The following is a 16457-nucleotide window of genomic DNA, read 5'->3' on the forward strand; positions in this document are numbered from 1 at the left end:
TTGATTTAAGTCAAATGCCAAACCAGTACATCTTTCAAAATTTGCAGTACATTTTGAAAATCAACTATCATGGCAGAAAAAATCAGATTTATAGGATTTGATATCCTGAGAGCTTACGCAATCTTTGGGATGTATATCGTCAATTTTAATCTCGTTCTTGGAAATCCACAACATACCAGTTGGCTAGGCCAGTTTCTCACGCTCTTTAGCGGTAATTCGAGTACAATATTTGTTGTCTTATCAGGCATGGGACTTACTTTGCGAACAGAAAAATCTATTTACGCGTCTCCGCAAGAACAAGTTAAACTAAAGACTATTGTGCAGAAAAAAGCAGGTTTTCTATTTGTTCTCGGATTATTATTATCTATTTGGTGGCCTGCAGATATCCTTCACTTTTATGGATTTTACATGTTTATCGCCTCCTTCTTGCTATTCGTTGATAAACAATACTACATATATGGAGCAGTTTTCTTCACGATCATTTTTCATCTTTTGCTCATTTTAATTCCTTATGAAACTGGATGGAATTTTGATACACTATCTTATACCGACAATTGGAGCCTAAAGGGGTTTATCAGAAACTCTTTATATAATGGCTGGAATTCTATTTTTCCGTGGATGTCTTATTTCATGATCGGTATGTACCTGGGTAAACTGGACTGGACCAGCGCCATCGTTCAAAAAAAACTGTTTCTCATAGGATTGGTATTATACCTTGTAGTACAAGTTGCACAATGTATCCCTCAAAACCTCATTGGCATGGCAGCCTACTCGTTTCTAAACGCGGATTATCTTCCTCCGGTACTTCCATTTTTAGTCAGTACAATAGGTTTTAGCCTGCTACTTATTAGCAGCTTCATGTACATTAGCCGCTTTATTACTCCCAATACATTTGTCAACTGTCTCGCGAAAACTGGCCAGATGACATTAACGCATTATATATCCCATTTAACATTAGGCATCCTATTATTTTCTTTTTTGGCTAGCAAGGGGGTGTTTAATCAAGTAATCGACCAGCAAGCAACCTTATCACCAGGGATGATTCTCTTCCTATCATCTACCTATTTTATCGGCAGCTATTATTTCAGCAAAATTTGGACAAAAAAATTTAAGAACGGTCCATTTGAATTTCTTTTAAGACAAGCATCGAACTAGGGACACGTTTAAAGACAGCATTTACACATCAGGAAGTTTTTGTGATATAAACTTCCTGATGAATTAACAAAATGCGATCACAGCCGGAAAACAGATCAATGCGGCCACTAAAAAACCTCGTCGACAAGTTCTTTATTAACCATTGCTCCAGCTAGATTTCCTGTAGCAACAGCATTCGCCACCGAACGCATCATACTAGAATTATCTCCACAGGCAAAAACTCCTGCAAGTGAAGTTTTTTGAAAATTATCTATTTTAATATGCCCCTGTTCCGTTATTTCACAACCTAAGGCGGCAGGAATAGCCGAATGTTGCCTAAAAGGGATGGCTGCATAAACAGCATCGAAGGCAAGTTCACGACCGTCTTTTAATTGTACCTGCTGAACCCATCCATTCTTGTGCTGGATTTTACTTATTTCTTCTTCAATGATCGAAATACCGTGTAACTTCAGTTTTGCTTTCTGCTTAACATCAAAACTAGCCTTACCCAAAGTCAATAGCGTTAAGTCGGACGACAGATTGTGAACCAAACCTGCAAGGTGAAGAGCTCTTTCACCATTGGCCATAATAGCAGTTTTTCCTTTTCGAAATTCATAACCGTGACAATATGGGCAATGGATAACCGAAATTCCCCAACAGGCTGAAAATCCCTGTATACTAGGCATAATATCTTCCACACCAGTCGCAAAAATGAGCTTTTTAGCCTGAAAGACGTCCCCATTTTCGGTGGTTATTTCATACCCTGTAGCTGTCTTCGTGCCGCTCACAGCAAGCCCTTTCTGGAACTTAACACTCGGGTAGTTCAGAACTTCTTCCCTTGCTTTTTTCGCTATACTGAGCGGCTTTTCACCGTCATGCGTGATGAAATTATGGGAGTGCGGCGTCTGTCGATTACATGGCAGCCCACTATCGATAATCAACACATTCCGCAAGGAACGTCCCAATGCCATCGCTGCAGAGAGCCCCGCATAACTTCCCCCAACAATAATTACCTCATAGCTTCTATCATCCTTCATATATACATTATTAAATATTAATCCTTTTCTGACAAATGATGAAGTAGAATGGAAAATTTTCCTCCACTTCCCTAATTTCCATTAATCCATAGGGATCGAATTCGGCATGAATGGAATCAACATCGTAAAAGAACATATGTACTCCACCAAACATTGCAAATCGATCAGTGCCTATGGCCTCCCCCTTTCCGTAGATGCTTGCTTGCTTTGATACGGTCGTAAAAATCATATAACCTCCTTCAGCTAATTGGTCAAAACAATGCTGGATTAACGCATTACGTTCTTCAGCATCCAATAAATGAATAAGCCCGTAACAAAATACACCGTCATATATATCCTGATCAAAAGGCATTTCATTAACTGAACCATGATGGATAACCGTATCTGCCCCAAAGGATTTCCGGGCGAGCTCTATTGCCGTTTTCGAGATCTCAATGCCTGTAATTTTTATTCCATTTTCCAAAAAAGGGCGACCGTTGCGACCGTAGCCGAACCCAGGAATCAGTATATTTTTGATGTTGTGCTCCCAAAAAAAGCCTACTGCAAAAATTGTAGACTTTGCGGCTTCATCCCCCCACATTTCTTGCTTCTCTATAAAATTACGTTCCCAAAATTCCATACTACTGGTGCTTATATTGTTTAAAATTGAAATCGATCCTGTTAGCTATACCAATTCGGTACTACAATGGATTAAAAGTCTACTCAGCGAAGATAGTATTTTTCACTATTGCAACTATGTAGCAAAAAGACTCAATGCAATTAAATTGCAAATAAATTACAATAGGATGAATTATTGAAATCATGGTTATTTATCAGTATTGAAAACCTGCGCTAGGCTTAAATATCTTTGCTGATGAAAATGAATATCATCAAAAAACAAAACATGAAAACTATAAAGACATTTTTAGCCGCTTCATTATTTCCATTGCTTACGATACAGGCCAGCGCACAAAAGTTGGATAAGATGCTTTGGTTTAACGAACCAACAGAATGGAACATTAAAGACAATTCGCTGTCGATGTTCGTTACGCCTAAAAGCGATTATTGGCGTATCTCTCATTATGGATTTACAGTGGATGACGCCCCCTTTTTCTATACGCTACGCGGGGGAGAGTTTGAGGTCAAGGCAAAGATCTCTGCGAACTATCAAACCCGGTTCGATCAAGCAGGTATTATGCTGCGCATTGATCATGAAAACTATATAAAAGCAGGAATCGAATTTGTCGACGGAAAATACAATTTAAGTACGGTCGTTACGCATAAAACAAGTGATTGGAGCATTGTTCCGATCGATAAGGAAATCCCCTACATCTGGATCAAGGCGATACGTCGATTAGATGCTGTAGAATTTTTCTATTCCTTTGATGACAAGCAGTATATCATGATGAGAAATGCCTGGCTACAGGATAATCACCCTGTTATGGTCGGTCTAATGGCAGCTTCACCAGACGGCAATGGCTTTCAGGCCAAATTTGATTATTTTACGATCAAACACCTTGCAGACCAATGTCGAAGCAAATGGCTGAAAGAGAATAATTGAAACTAAAAATACCGACGCCCGCCTAAGACAGTCGCATAGACGGGCGTTATCTTAAGTCAGTATGTCCTGCTGCATCTTGTTAAACACACTCACTGCTTCATATGAATTTCGCACGCGAAGCTTTTGGAGTATATTTTGCCGATGCCGATTAACTGTATTTATGCTCAGGCCTAGTTTTTCGGCAATTCGCTTGCTAATCATCCCCTCCTTGATACAGCTTAAAATTTCTTTCTCTCGTGTACTAATTGAAGTTTTCGCACCATAACCATCCAAGTGATGGACTACGCCTGTTACCTGATTGAGGATATAATTTCGGAGATTGACTGATGTTTCAGTTTCTGGTAATAGGGTATAACAGCATAAAGCCAACTGTGGGAATTCCGGTCCTGGGGTGTCCAAGTAAAAAATTTGATGGGACAGCTGCATGATTTGCCCCTCTCGCCCTTCGACCCGCAGGATGCTGTTTGCTTGATAATTGAATCGCTCCTTCAGATCCATTTTTTTGACCAAGTCGAGAAATTGAAGCTCCAAAGCATGCTTGATGGCCAAATCATCGGGGTAAACACGTTCGAGAAGAAAATCTTCCCAAATTCCATTTATCTCCATTTTCTTTTCACCTGCAGGAAGATAAAGTCGCTCAGCAATTGTTCCGATATAGGTATAACTCCAGTTCGCTGTCAGGTCACTCAGTACGGCTATACCATTATGAATGTCGGCAAAAGTTTTTGCGTAACTCTTATAGTGTTTTAGCACAGATAAATCAATGCTGCTATTTCGTAGTCTACGCTCCGAAAAATTCTTATCTAATTTTTTTTTGATCTCCGATTTCATTTCATTTCACACTTAAAAAGCTTCACTTTAGGCCTTTAAAAAGAAAGTCCAACGCGAAGATAAGGCAAGGTTGCTTCTTTACTAAAACCGACTACCCCCTGAATCGTGAGCAGGTCTCCAGGCATAAAATAAATTCCACCGCCATACCCCATATGCCAGTCATTGGAATTTTCATGACTCATCCAAACCCTTCCGACATCATAAAAACCAATTGCCCCGACTGTTCCAGGAACGATATAAGAAGAGTAGCTAAATAATTTTAATCGCATGTCAAAATTATTATATAGCGCTGTTTTCCCAGTGAACCGTCGGGAATTATACCCTCTTAAGCTCATTTCACCTCCAATTTGCGCATGCTGATAAAAATAGGGATCTCCCCATACCGCATCAAATCCCAGACGGTTTGCGAAAGTAATGTAGTTATCGGCAACCGTTTTATAAAAACTCATGGAATGCTGCAATTTTGTATAGTTGCGGCCCTCCCCTCCAATTTCAGCATTCCAGCCAAGCCTGGTATGTACATGTACTCCAGATTTAGGATTGGCCATATTATCACGTGTATCATAATCTATCCCGCCAGTAAGCCCAGTGAAGAAATTACTTCCATAGATAGGTTCCGATGGATATCTTTGATGGAATTCCTCAAAATAACGTCCAACATTATTCGATTCTTTACTCGTATAATATTCGGAAGAAGATCCATAGAACACCTTGAATTTAGGCGCTAGGTACTTTTCCAAAAAAATGTCACCGCTCACAAGGTCAAATCGATTTCGGTAATACGAAATGCGCTTTGAATCCGATTTATCGAAAATAGTATTGTTTCCATATCCAAAGAAATTACTCAGGTTTTTGGGACCAAGGGACGAAAGATGAATATAAAGATCATGCCCTGCAATGAGATCTTTATAATTCCCTTTGTAGTCAAAGATAAATGATTCGCGACCGGTCAAATAACTGCCAAGAAACTGATGCCGATAAGCATAAGGCTTCTTTCTGAACCCCTGGTTCTCGATCATATACCCCAGTCCAAAAATAAGTCCACGATCAACCCCATAATCTAGGTTAAAAACGACCCCTTTACGATCATAGATAAAATTTTCATAGTCAAACTTATGGACAGCGCTGTCTTTGCTCAACTTCAGATGAATAGCATCATCAACCTGCATAGCACCCCGCTCCTGATTTTTACCATCATAGATATAAACTTTGTTGCCATTGGCAAATTTATCAGTTGTACGATATAGATTCTGCCCATCCCCCCCAATTAGCCGGATCTTTATGGGCGATTTGCCCGATCCATGTAACTTATATTCATCAGTGCCCGATATGCCGTATATACGAACTTCTCTGGTCTGATCAGGTACAAAGGTGCGTTTTAGCAGTTTTCGCCCTTCGGTACCATCTTTTTTCTTGTTGTGGATATTGACAGTGACCGAGCCATCCTTATTGTAATCGACATCCACAAATTCAGATTTGGCGGACAATGGTAGTTCAACGACACGCGCAAGAAATCGATAGTAGGTCAGTCCGCTTTCCATCAGCTCGTCTCTTCTTGAACGAATATTTGTTTCCAATTCATTCGCACTCATTTTCACAATTGTATCAGGCATCGTTAACATCGCTTGATGAATCAACGAATCCGTCAGTGTTTTCTGAACAAACTGTATTTCGTCAATCCATTCATCCTCTGTAAGATGAGTGAGAAAAAAATGGTCAAAAGTACTCGCATTAAAATTCCAATGGGGCACATTTCGGATATGTGGACTAAAGGGTTGCAAATGAGCCTTCAGCCATTGATAGGAAAGTAATGTGGGGAATACGCCCGAAGTTTTATAATATACCTTATCCCGATCCCTTGGGACGGGAGTATAGATCTTTTTACCTTTTTCCTTTTCGGGATCCCAACGCCAATTATCCTGATGACGATCCCAGTCCCCAAGCGTAAAGTCGAGCATCCGCGCACGTAGTGTGAGCTTCTGATCAATTTGCGTATCGTTGTCTTCCAATACTTTACGCATTACTTTTGCGCTATTATCTGTTTTTTGATCCTCAAAAGGGGTGCGCGCCTCAAACATATAGGCCCTATTTTTAAATACCTCACGATACTCGCCAAACCTAGGGTCATCTCCTACAAAAACCAGTTCTGGCGAAGCTGAAGGAATACCTAAGGCTTTATTAAATGGCGGAACGGTCAATGCACCAAAGGGATGATGTATCGAAATCTGATCTTGTACGATATCTTTTGCGAATGTCTTTCGAAGGCTTTCCGGAAGACTCCGTTCGGGGTATTTCTGAATAGACCTAAGAACCCACTCCCTACCCATAGAATCTACCAGTCGAAGTGACTGTGTCTGCATGCCACCACCCAACTTAACAATCTGAAGCCCGCCTCGCTCTGTAGCGAGATCCATCACACGCATCTTAACAGGCGTATTATATAATTTACGATAACTATCTCCAAGCCAAAATCGATGCAGTAACCCCACTCGGTCATATTCAGGTGCGATCACCGTGGTAATACTGTCCATACGTTGTGCATGCGAACTAAAAACACAGCAACAGGCAATTAATGTAAAGATTCTTCTCATTTTATCTAAGTCGGGTCTTCGAGAAATCAACAGTCGATACAGGTAGAATGTTTGATGGTCTCGATATCTAATTGGGCTAAAGTTCACCTTTTAAAGCAAAGAATCAAAAACTTTCTGCTCCTTTTTTAGTATAAAACCGCTATTTTGATAAAACTTATGGCTCTCGGTCCGAATGCTATTGCATCTGGCACGCAAACGGTAACAATCGATAGACCTAGACCAATCGGATGCCGCATGCAATAAAAATCGGCCTAGCCCCCGACCTCGATATTCTTCATCGACAACCAAGCCAATGATTTCTACATAAACACCAGTCTCCAGACTGATGACCTGATGAAGTTGAATATCGGCTGGATAACCCAGCTGTTCGGTCAAGGTTGCGAGCTCCGCAGCATCAGATAACACCGCTTTTCTTACATCCATACTATAAATTTGTTTCCTATGTTTTAGAATAAGAATAGGTTTACCAATACATTAACTATACCTCAGGTTGATCCAGCAGTCGCCGGTGATAGTTTATTTGGCCAAGGTGATAAGTTAGGTGGGTGGTCAGATGAACCAGCAAATACTGCGTTGTTGTTTTTTCCTCAAACACGAGTATGGGATATATCTCAAGAAGATTCTCCTCTGACAACAGATCCAGAGAACGTGTAACCACATCAATCGTATCATCTATCTGATCTATTAATCGTGTTCGAGGAATGTCTTTTAACGAAAACTCGGCCGCTCGATCTCTGATATACCCCGTCTTGCCTATTTCAGCACCAATATATGTTTGAAGATTTCCGATCAGGTGTAAACATAGATTGCCCGCTGAATTGGAAATATTACGTTCAATAAGCCATATATTTTCCTCTTGTTTGTACAATGAAATTTCATCACGCAGTCGGTTTAAGTCCCGTTGGAAAAGGCTTTTTAAAGTTTCTATAAGCATAGACTAAATTTAGGAATATTTTCTACCAAAAAAGCAACTTCGATATCAACACATCAACTTTAGCCGTCAATGGCCATATGTATACGAATCAAGAAGTATACATTTCCACATGATATTATGTAATTTTAAACTACTTAAAGCCCAATTACCATGAAGATAGTTTTCGATCTTATTATCTATTTTGGACTTGCTTATTTTTTCATATTTTTAATCAAGAGATCTAAAAAATAGTGTACATTGAAATGGAATTAATCGACCAAATTATTTCCATCTTTTTTACAAGTTTTAAGCTAAACCGTCTTTTACGATGAAGAGGAGCACAAAAATAACCAACCAAAGTATCGAATCTGCAGGACTTCCCAAAGACCCTAAACATGCCATTGCTGAATATATCTGGAATGGATTTGATGCAAAAGCCACACAGATCGAACTCTCCATAGACAGTAATGAATTAGGCTATATAAATCGTATAAGCATACAGGACAATGGCGAAGGCATATCCCTAGAAACGCTTTCTTCCTCATTTGGAAACTTTTTGGATTCTATAAAAAAGAACAGCCTCAAACGCAGCTCCTATACAAGAGGAAAAAAGGGAAAGGGCCGATTTTCGTTCTCGCTTTTTGCAACACGTGCAATTTGGAATACTGTTTTTCAGAAGGATGAATATTTCTCAAACTACCGAATTCAAATCGATCGCGAAAGTAAAGAGCAATACGATATCAGTGAAAGCACACCAGTAGGACATAAAAGGACGGGGACGCAAGTTACACTTGAAGGAATTTTTGGACTTAATGCTACATTTTTTGAAAGTGATGACTTTAACAATTTCCTCGCACAAGAATTCGGTTGGTTTCTCTACTTGAATAAAGATAGGAATTATGCCATACGCGTCAATGGAAGGCTGTTGGTTTATGATCATTTAATCCAGGAAACTGATCAACTATCGTGGACTGGCTATAGCCCCGACCAGGATACGTCCTATAGTTTCACCATCAATTACATTCGCTGGAACCAGCAAATTGGTGATCGATATTATTATTATTTTCTTAATAGTGATAAAAAGGAAATTGCCAAAGTACTTAGCAGTTTCAATAATAACGCGATCAATTTCCACCACTCCGTCTATGTGGAATCTACTTTCTTTGATCATTTCGAACGACAAGATATCCTCCTATCTACAGAAGATAATCTTTTCTCGGGGAAAGCCAAACAAGTTATTTATCGAAATTTACTTGCCGAGTTACGTGATTTACTCGATAGAAAACAAAAAAAATATGTACTAGAGCACGCTGTCGCGGTAAAATTAACAGATCTTGAAAGAAAGGGCCTACTACCCGCATACAACAACTCGGAAAAGGATAAAAAAAGAAAAACCCTATTGTTAGCATTAGTACAGGAATTATATATTGTAGATCCACGCATTTTCTTCGGCATTAAGACAGACCTTATCCGCACCTATCTCGGTTTCATCGACCTGTTATTGCAGTCGGAAAAAAGCACGGAAATCCTCCCTATCATCGAACAGGCACTTCCGCTAACTGACAAAGAAAAGAATCGCATAAAACAGATTATAACCCGCACTGCAAACGATGACCACGCTTCTTCCGTTTAGAAAAAATAATACATTTTTATTTAATGACTTTTAGATGTCAATAAATAAAATTAAAAGTATCACTTTTGCTTAACACTGTTAAATTATTTACGCATTAGCATGGGTAGTAAAGAACGTATACAACGGCTCAAAGATGAGAATAGAACCAATATTCTAGATGCTGCGCTCCAAATCGTCAAAGAAGAAGGATGGCAGGCCTTAAGTATGCGCAAAATTGCAGATATCATCGAATATACTGCCCCCATGATATACGAGTATTTCGCCAATAAAGATGCCATCTTGATGGAACTTGCCAACCAAGGCTATCTCCTGCTTGCCAAAAAAGTAAAGCAAGCCAAATCAACTGAAACCGATCTGGAGAAACAATTGGAAGCAATGTGGTTTAGCTATTGGGATTTCGCCTTCGAAGAACGCGAATTGTACCAATTAATGTTCGGTGTGGGAACTGCCTGTTGTGGTTTTGAAAAAACCTATAAATGTGCAGAATCCCATGGAAAATTGATAAGTGATGTCATCCGTGAAATCATGAAAGAGAAAAATCCATCCGAAGAATTGATCTGTAGAAAGTATTTTACGTACTGGTCTATTATACATGGATTGATTTCGATCAATCTGGTAAACCAAGGCAATGGCGACAATACCAATCAAGAAGTATTAAAGGATGCTATTTATGGCATCACGCGCTCCCTGACTGACTAAATTTTTTTACAGCAAAAAATACAACGTTAAGAAATCTAACACCGTTAAATATACCAAAACTTCAATTTTTAATATCACATGAAAACAAATTTATCACCAAGTCTTAAAAAGATTTACGTTCCAGCACTTAACAGTGTTAAACGAATTAATATCGTAAAGACTGCATATGTGTTGAGTGCAATCTTTCTATACAGTTGCTCAACCGGAACTAGTAAACCCATTGATCCACCACCCGTTAACCTCCCGGTCGTTACCATCGAGAACGGTAACGAGACGGTTTACCAGGAGTATCCAGCCACTATTGAAGCTTCCGCCAATATTGAGATCAGACCTCAGGTAGAGGGAATTTTGGAAAATATCTATGTTGATGAAGGAGCCAAAGTAACTAAAGGTCAAGCACTTTTCAAGATCAACGACCGCCCCTATCAGGAACAATTAAACCAAGCGAAGGCAAATTTACTGGCAGCAAAAGCTAGCTTGGAAAACGCCGAATTAGAAGTCGAAAAGAAAACAAAACTGGTGAATACCAAAGTACTGACAGACTTCCAGCTAAAAACAGCTATTAGCGCACGTAATGCCGCTAAAGCAAACGTACAATTGGCACTATCGGCCGTTGAAACTGCAAAAATCAATGTCGGATATACGCTAATACGGGCTTCAGCCGAAGGATACATCGGTAGATTACAGCGCAAGCAAGGGAGTTTGGTTGGTCCTACAGACCCACAACCACTTACCGCATTGTCAAATGTAAGAGATCTTCATGTTTATTTCTCACTGGGAGAAAATGACTTTATCGCATTCAAAAACAATACAGAAGGGAGCAATTTACAACAAAAGCTTCACAACCTCCCTCCGATCAGCCTAGTTCTTTCGGATCAGACAATTTATGATCAGAAAGGAAAAATAGATATGGTGGATGGACAGTTTGATAAAAATACCGGTGCGATTACACTTCGTGCAACGTTCAACAATCCAGAAGGAGTTTTACGCAATGGAAATACGGGTCGTGTAAGACTACAGAAGAAGTATGCACAAGCATTATTGGTACCACAACTTGCTACCCTTGAAATGCAGGATAAAATCTTCGTTTATACCGTTGGTAAAGAAAATAAAGTTGTTCAACAGCCTATTACTGTCATTGGAAAAAGTGGTGCAAATTACCTTGTAAGTAAAGGACTGAATGCGGGAGATCGAATTGTCTACAAAGGCATTGACTTGCTTCAGGATGGTCAGAAAATTACACCACAAGCCTTATCAAGAGATAGCATCAATTCATTATAATATTAGAAAATCACATGCTTAAGAAATTTATAGAAAGACCTGTACTTGCTACCGTTATCTCCATATTACTTGTCATATTGGGGGTGATTGGTATCCTAAAACTGCCTTTGCAGCAGTTTCCCGATATTGCACCGCCCGCGGTGCAGGTAACGGCTTTATATCCCGGGGCAAATGCCGAAACGGTCCTTCGTGCCGTAGCCCCTTCACTCGAAGAGTCAATTAATGGTGTTGAAAATATGAGCTACATGAGCTCTACCGCCAGCAACGACGGTTCGTTAATGATTACGGTATATTTTAAACTTGGTACAGACCCTGACCAAGCTGCTGTTAACGTCCAAAATCGTGTGGCTCAGGCAACCAGCCAATTGCCTGCTGAAGTTGTACAAGCCGGGATCACCACCGCAAAACAGCAAAACAGCTTGATCATGGTATTGGACCTTTACACGGAAGATCAGAGTAAATACGATCAGACTTTTATTACCAATTATGCGCAGATCAATATCATTCCTGAATTGAAACGGATACCCGGCGTGGGACAAGCATTGGCATTTGGTGGTAGCAAAGACTACTCCATGCGTGTATGGCTCAATCCAAATCAAATGGCGACCTATAAATTAACGCCTGAGGAAGTAATGGCCGCCATCCAAGATAAAAACGTCGAAGCTGCTCCGGGTAAATTCGGAGAGAGCAGCCGTGAAGCTTTTGAATTTGTAATCAAATATAAAGGTAAACTCAACCAGCCAAGTGATTACGAAAATATTATTATCCGCTCCAATACAGACGGTTCTGTACTAAAACTCAAAGACGTCGCTCGTGTCGAACTGGGATCTTATACCTATGCGAGTCATACGCGCATCAACGGTAAAGCAGGATTGAATATTGGGGTCATGCAGCTTGCGGGTTCGAATGCAAATGAAATTCAGATTGCCATTCAAAAATTCATGGAGAAAGCCTCTTTAAGCTTTCCAAAAGGTGTCAAATATCTCGTTTTATACAACACAAAAGATGCACTTGATCAATCCATTGACCAAGTAAAACATACACTAGTTGAAGCATTTATACTGGTATTTTTAGTTGTCTTTCTATTCCTTCAGGATTTTAGATCGACATTGATACCAGCGATTGCGGTTCCGGTAGCCATCGTGGGAACATTTTTCTTCATGCAGCTCTTCGGCTTTTCAATCAACCTACTGACTTTGTTTGCTCTGGTGCTTGCCATTGGGATTGTCGTCGATGACGCGATTGTGGTCGTGGAGGCTGTTCATGCCAAGATGGAACATGAGAACCTCCCACCTAAATTGGCAACGACATCTGCCATGAGTGAAATTACAGGCGCCATCATCTCGATTACATTGGTGATGTCTGCCGTATTCCTTCCCATCGGCTTTATGGAAGGCTCTACCGGGGTGTTTTATAGACAATTTGCTTTCACCCTGGCGATTGCAATTGTTATTTCAGCAATTAATGCCTTGACACTAAGCCCTGCGTTATGTGCGCTCTTCTTAAAACCAACGCATCATGGTCATTCTGATGCCAAGAAACTTAATTTCAAAGAGCGTTTCTTCGCTGGATTCAATGTCGGATTTGATCGGTTGACGAAGAATTATTTAGGTAGTTTACGCTTCTTGATCCGTTATAAGTGGGTTGCATTTGCAGGATTGGGAATTACCCTGCTTTTGACCGTGTTTATGATCCGTAGAACACCTACTGGATTTATCCCATCAGAAGACCAAGGATTCATTGCTGTATCCTTATCTATGCCAGCAGGGGCCTCTTTGGATCGTACCTCTGGAGCATTAGCCGAAGCGGAGAAACAACTTCAACATGCTGATTTTACCAAAACTTTAAATGTACTTGCCGGTTTCAATATTTTGACACAATCCACAAGTCCATCAGCAGGTGTTGCATTTATTCTCCTTAAGCCACATGAAGAACGTGGTAAGATAAAAGACATCAATGCTATTATGGCCGATGTCAATCAGCGCCTGGCAAATATCAAAGGCGCAAATTTCTTTGTCTTTACCTTCCCTACTGTACCTGGATTCAGTAACGTGGATGGTCTGGATATGGTACTGCAGGATCGGACCGGTGGACAACTCGGAAAATTCAGTGGCATAGGCCAAAAGTTTATTGGCGAATTGATGAAACGTCCAGAAATTATGATGGCTTTCACAACCTTTAAGGCGGATTATCCACAATATGAACTCCAGGTAGATGATATCAAAGCAGAACAACTTGGCGTAAGCACAAAAAGCATTTTACAGACTATGCAGGCCTATTTTGGTAGTGCCCAAGCCTCAGATTTTAATCGTTTTGGAAAGTATTATCGTGTGATGGTCCAAGCTGATGCCAAGGATAGAAGTGAACCAACTTCAATGGACGGAATTTTTGTAAAGAACAGATTAGGAGACATGGTTCCCATCAATACATTAGTCAAATTAGAGCGTGTATATGGACCGGAAACAGCATCTCGTTACAACTTATTCAATTCGATTGGAATAAATGCGATACCAAAACCAGGATATAGTTCCGGAGATGCTATCCGTGCAGTTGAAGAAGTTGCAAAACAACAATTGCCGACTGGATTTACTTATGAGTTCTCAGGTATGACCAAAGAAGAAATTGTCTCCGGAGGCCAATCCACATTGATTTTTATTCTCTGTCTGATATTCGTTTATTTTCTGCTTGCAGCACAATATGAAAGCTATATCATTCCATTGGCGGTTATTCTCTCTATTCCTACAGGTATATTTGGGGTCTTCGCAGCAATTAGCTTCACTGATATTGCCAACAACATCTATGTACAAGTCGCACTCGTTATGTTGATTGGTTTATTGGCCAAAAATGCCATTCTGATCGTAGAATTTGCCATCCAAGGGCGTAAACAGGGACTATCAATTCCTAGTGCCGCACTTAAAGCAGCGAGATTACGTTTGAGACCTATTATTATGACTTCCTTAGCTTTTATCGTTGGTATGATTCCAATGATGACAGCGGTAGGTCCATCAGCGCAAGGAAATCACTCAATCAGTATCGCCGCTGCGGGTGGGATGTTCACTGGAGTAGTTTTAGGACTCTTTATCATCCCTATTCTTTTTATTTTCTTCCAATTTATCCAAGAGAAAATCGGAGGTACTCCACGGCAAAAACAGCATGAAAGCGATGTCGTTTCATTGGAAATACCCGTGCATACAAACAATTAGTACATCATGGCAGCATTTAAATATATCAATAGTAAATCAAAATTACTGACGGTTTTCATCTTATCTTTTGTTGCATGGTCTTGCAAAACAGATAAGTTGGTCAGCAATCAACACCTTGCCCCCAACTTACCCGAACAATACCGCGACCAGGCCAAAGCTTCGCAGGAAACTAGCATAGGTTCTATTCCATGGCGCGATTTTTTTAAGGATCAAGTCTTACAAACCTTGATCGATAGTGCTATACAACATAACTTAGATATGCAACTGGCACTAAAAAATATAGAAGCGTCTCAACTGAGCCTGAAACAGGCAAAAGCCCACTATCTTCCCACGGCCCAACTACAGATCCGCGGAAATAGCACCAACCCATCCAATAACAGTATGAATGGATTGAGCCTGGGGCAGTTTTTAGGTCAACACCATGTAGAAGATTATACGGCATCCTTAGGTTTATCCTGGGAGGCCGACATATGGGGTAAAATCAAAAATCAAAATATCGCTGCTTTAGCTTCCTATTTACAGACAGAAGAAGCGAAAAAAGTAATTCAAACCCAATTAATTGCACAAGTTGCACAAGGTTATTATCAACTACTGATGCTTTATCAATTGCGTGATATCGCCAAACAAAACTTGCAATTAAGCGATACAACTTTACGTATTGTCCAGCAACAATATGAAGTTGGTGACATTACGCTGCTTGCATTGGAGCAGGTCGATGCGCAGCGATTGTCTGCAGCTGCCTTGATCCCCGACTTTGAACAACAGATCCGTATTCAGGAAAATGCCATTCAGATTCTTAGCGGAAAACTCCCGCAGGAAATCAAAATAGCGGAGAAATTGTCGAATATTCAATTCCCCGAAGAATTAGCAACTGGCGTCCCAGCCGATTTGTTAAGTCATCGTCCGGATGTAAAACAAGCTGAACTGGCTATTACAGCCTCACAAGCTTATCAACAATACGCAAAGGCACGCATGTATCCTTCCTTGGTTATTAGCGCCGAAGCAGGCGTAAATGCATTCAAGGCAAGCAATTGGTTCAACTTACCGGCTTCATTATTTGGGGCAATTACAGGAAGTATTACGCAGCCAATTTTACAGCGGAAGGAATTGAAAACTCAATATGAACTGGCACGTGTCGAACAAGAAAAGAACGTATTGATCTTCAAGCAAAAAGTAATCTCAGCAGCTGGAGAAGTTTCCGATGCTTTAATTTCAATTCAAAAATTGAAAGAAAAACAAAAGATTACTTCGGATAGAACGACGCGTCTAAAGGAAGCAACGAAGCACGCCAATCTTTTATTTGAAACAGGAATGGCCACATACTTGGAAGTAATTACGGCACAAAGCAATATCTTGCAAAGTGAGCTCGAACTTGCTCAGGTAAAGAAAGCGGAGCTTTCTGCAGTTGTTGACCTGTATCGTTCATTAGGTGGTGGATGGAGCAACAATTAATGCTGTAAAAAAAAGCAATTTTCTAATTTTATTATACATATCTGGTAGATGGGGGGCCTTAGGGTCCCCTGTTTTATTTTATCCAAAGCGCATGCTTCGATCACCTTTAATTTGTTTCCATATAAAGCAGACTTCAAAGCAAG

13 protein-coding genes are annotated in these 16457 nt (G+C 40.2%); 7 read left to right on the forward strand and 6 right to left on the reverse strand.

What is annotated here, in order from left to right; genetic code table 11:
* The first annotated feature begins 69 nt into the window (after window positions 1-69).
* The gene (locus tag ACLCDV_RS16310) at window positions 70-1155 is read left to right on the forward strand and encodes a DUF418 domain-containing protein (RefSeq protein ID WP_411971669.1); all 1086 of its coding nucleotides are present in this window, start codon (window positions 70-72) and stop codon (window positions 1153-1155) included.
* Window positions 1156-1262: 107 nt separating this feature from the next.
* Here ACLCDV_RS16310 and ACLCDV_RS16315 read toward each other — a convergent pair whose 3' ends face one another.
* The gene (locus tag ACLCDV_RS16315; protein WP_411971670.1) at window positions 1263-2171 is read right to left on the reverse strand and encodes an NAD(P)/FAD-dependent oxidoreductase; all 909 of its coding nucleotides are present in this window, start codon (window positions 2169-2171) and stop codon (window positions 1263-1265) included.
* 10 nt (window positions 2172-2181) lie between these two features.
* On the reverse strand, window positions 2182-2790 hold the full coding sequence (locus ACLCDV_RS16320) for a class I SAM-dependent methyltransferase (protein ID WP_411971671.1): 609 nt from the start codon (window positions 2788-2790) through the stop codon (window positions 2182-2184).
* A 264-nt stretch (window positions 2791-3054) separates the two neighbouring features.
* Between ACLCDV_RS16320 and ACLCDV_RS16325 the strand changes: the two genes are divergently transcribed.
* Window positions 3055-3711 (forward strand): DUF1349 domain-containing protein, encoded by a 657-nt coding sequence (locus tag ACLCDV_RS16325; RefSeq protein WP_411971672.1) that lies wholly within the window; start codon window positions 3055-3057, stop codon window positions 3709-3711.
* 51 nt (window positions 3712-3762) lie between these two features.
* Here the strand turns inward: ACLCDV_RS16325 and ACLCDV_RS16330 are convergent, their stop codons facing one another.
* The 4 genes from ACLCDV_RS16330 to ACLCDV_RS16345 all read right to left on the reverse strand — a co-directional run bounded on the left by ACLCDV_RS16330 (window position 3763) and on the right by ACLCDV_RS16345 (window position 8067).
* A complete protein-coding gene (locus ACLCDV_RS16330; protein ID WP_411971673.1) occupies window positions 3763-4542 on the reverse strand; it encodes a helix-turn-helix domain-containing protein in 780 nt (259 codons plus the stop codon).
* A 35-nt stretch (window positions 4543-4577) separates the two neighbouring features.
* Window positions 4578-7133 (reverse strand): BamA/TamA family outer membrane protein, encoded by a 2556-nt coding sequence (locus ACLCDV_RS16335; RefSeq protein ID WP_411971674.1) that lies wholly within the window; start codon window positions 7131-7133, stop codon window positions 4578-4580.
* 90 nt (window positions 7134-7223) lie between these two features.
* Window positions 7224-7556, reverse strand: a complete 333-nt coding sequence (locus ACLCDV_RS16340; protein WP_411971675.1) for a GNAT family N-acetyltransferase — start codon at window positions 7554-7556, stop codon at window positions 7224-7226.
* A gap of 55 nt (window positions 7557-7611) precedes the next feature.
* Window positions 7612-8067: a DUF1572 family protein gene (locus ACLCDV_RS16345; RefSeq protein WP_317665761.1), complete on the reverse strand. Its 456-nt coding sequence runs from the start codon at window positions 8065-8067 to the stop codon at window positions 7612-7614.
* 307 nt (window positions 8068-8374) lie between these two features.
* Here ACLCDV_RS16345 and ACLCDV_RS16350 point away from each other — a divergent pair, with 307 nt between their 5' ends.
* The 5 genes from ACLCDV_RS16350 to ACLCDV_RS16370 all read left to right on the forward strand — a co-directional run bounded on the left by ACLCDV_RS16350 (window position 8375) and on the right by ACLCDV_RS16370 (window position 16314).
* Window positions 8375-9679: an ATP-binding protein gene (locus tag ACLCDV_RS16350; RefSeq protein WP_317665759.1), complete on the forward strand. Its 1305-nt coding sequence runs from the start codon at window positions 8375-8377 to the stop codon at window positions 9677-9679.
* 99 nt (window positions 9680-9778) lie between these two features.
* Complete coding sequence (locus ACLCDV_RS16355; RefSeq protein ID WP_046674552.1) at window positions 9779-10378, forward strand: TetR/AcrR family transcriptional regulator; 600 nt, start codon at window positions 9779-9781, stop codon at window positions 10376-10378.
* Between the two features lie 78 nt (window positions 10379-10456).
* Window positions 10457-11659, forward strand: coding sequence for an efflux RND transporter periplasmic adaptor subunit (locus ACLCDV_RS16360; RefSeq protein WP_333574772.1), 1203 nt, complete (start codon window positions 10457-10459; stop codon window positions 11657-11659).
* A gap of 14 nt (window positions 11660-11673) precedes the next feature.
* Window positions 11674-14862, forward strand: coding sequence for an efflux RND transporter permease subunit (locus ACLCDV_RS16365; RefSeq protein ID WP_317665754.1), 3189 nt, complete (start codon window positions 11674-11676; stop codon window positions 14860-14862).
* A 6-nt stretch (window positions 14863-14868) separates the two neighbouring features.
* Window positions 14869-16314, forward strand: coding sequence for an efflux transporter outer membrane subunit (locus tag ACLCDV_RS16370; protein ID WP_411971676.1), 1446 nt, complete (start codon window positions 14869-14871; stop codon window positions 16312-16314).
* Window positions 16315-16457 lie beyond the last annotated feature (143 nt).

The organism is Sphingobacterium sp. Lzh-3 (genome assembly GCF_046764375.1).
Taxonomy (GTDB): Bacteria; Bacteroidota; Bacteroidia; order Sphingobacteriales; family Sphingobacteriaceae; genus Sphingobacterium.

Coding starts and splice junctions, on each gene's coding strand:
- ACLCDV_RS16310 (WP_411971669.1), top strand. CDS start 70: ATGGCAGAAAAAATCAGATTTATAGGATTTGATATCCTGAGAGCTTAC.
- ACLCDV_RS16315 (WP_411971670.1), bottom strand. CDS start 2,171: ATGAAGGATGATAGAAGCTATGAGGTAATTATTGTTGGGGGAAGTTAT.
- ACLCDV_RS16320 (WP_411971671.1), bottom strand. CDS start 2,790: ATGGAATTTTGGGAACGTAATTTTATAGAGAAGCAAGAAATGTGGGGG.
- ACLCDV_RS16325 (WP_411971672.1), top strand. CDS start 3,055: ATGAAAACTATAAAGACATTTTTAGCCGCTTCATTATTTCCATTGCTT.
- ACLCDV_RS16330 (WP_411971673.1), bottom strand. CDS start 4,542: ATGAAATCGGAGATCAAAAAAAAATTAGATAAGAATTTTTCGGAGCGT.
- ACLCDV_RS16335 (WP_411971674.1), bottom strand. CDS start 7,133: ATGAGAAGAATCTTTACATTAATTGCCTGTTGCTGTGTTTTTAGTTCG.
- ACLCDV_RS16340 (WP_411971675.1), bottom strand. CDS start 7,556: ATGGATGTAAGAAAAGCGGTGTTATCTGATGCTGCGGAGCTCGCAACC.
- ACLCDV_RS16345 (WP_317665761.1), bottom strand. CDS start 8,067: ATGCTTATAGAAACTTTAAAAAGCCTTTTCCAACGGGACTTAAACCGA.
- ACLCDV_RS16350 (WP_317665759.1), top strand. CDS start 8,375: ATGAAGAGGAGCACAAAAATAACCAACCAAAGTATCGAATCTGCAGGA.
- ACLCDV_RS16355 (WP_046674552.1), top strand. CDS start 9,779: ATGGGTAGTAAAGAACGTATACAACGGCTCAAAGATGAGAATAGAACC.
- ACLCDV_RS16360 (WP_333574772.1), top strand. CDS start 10,457: ATGAAAACAAATTTATCACCAAGTCTTAAAAAGATTTACGTTCCAGCA.
- ACLCDV_RS16365 (WP_317665754.1), top strand. CDS start 11,674: ATGCTTAAGAAATTTATAGAAAGACCTGTACTTGCTACCGTTATCTCC.
- ACLCDV_RS16370 (WP_411971676.1), top strand. CDS start 14,869: ATGGCAGCATTTAAATATATCAATAGTAAATCAAAATTACTGACGGTT.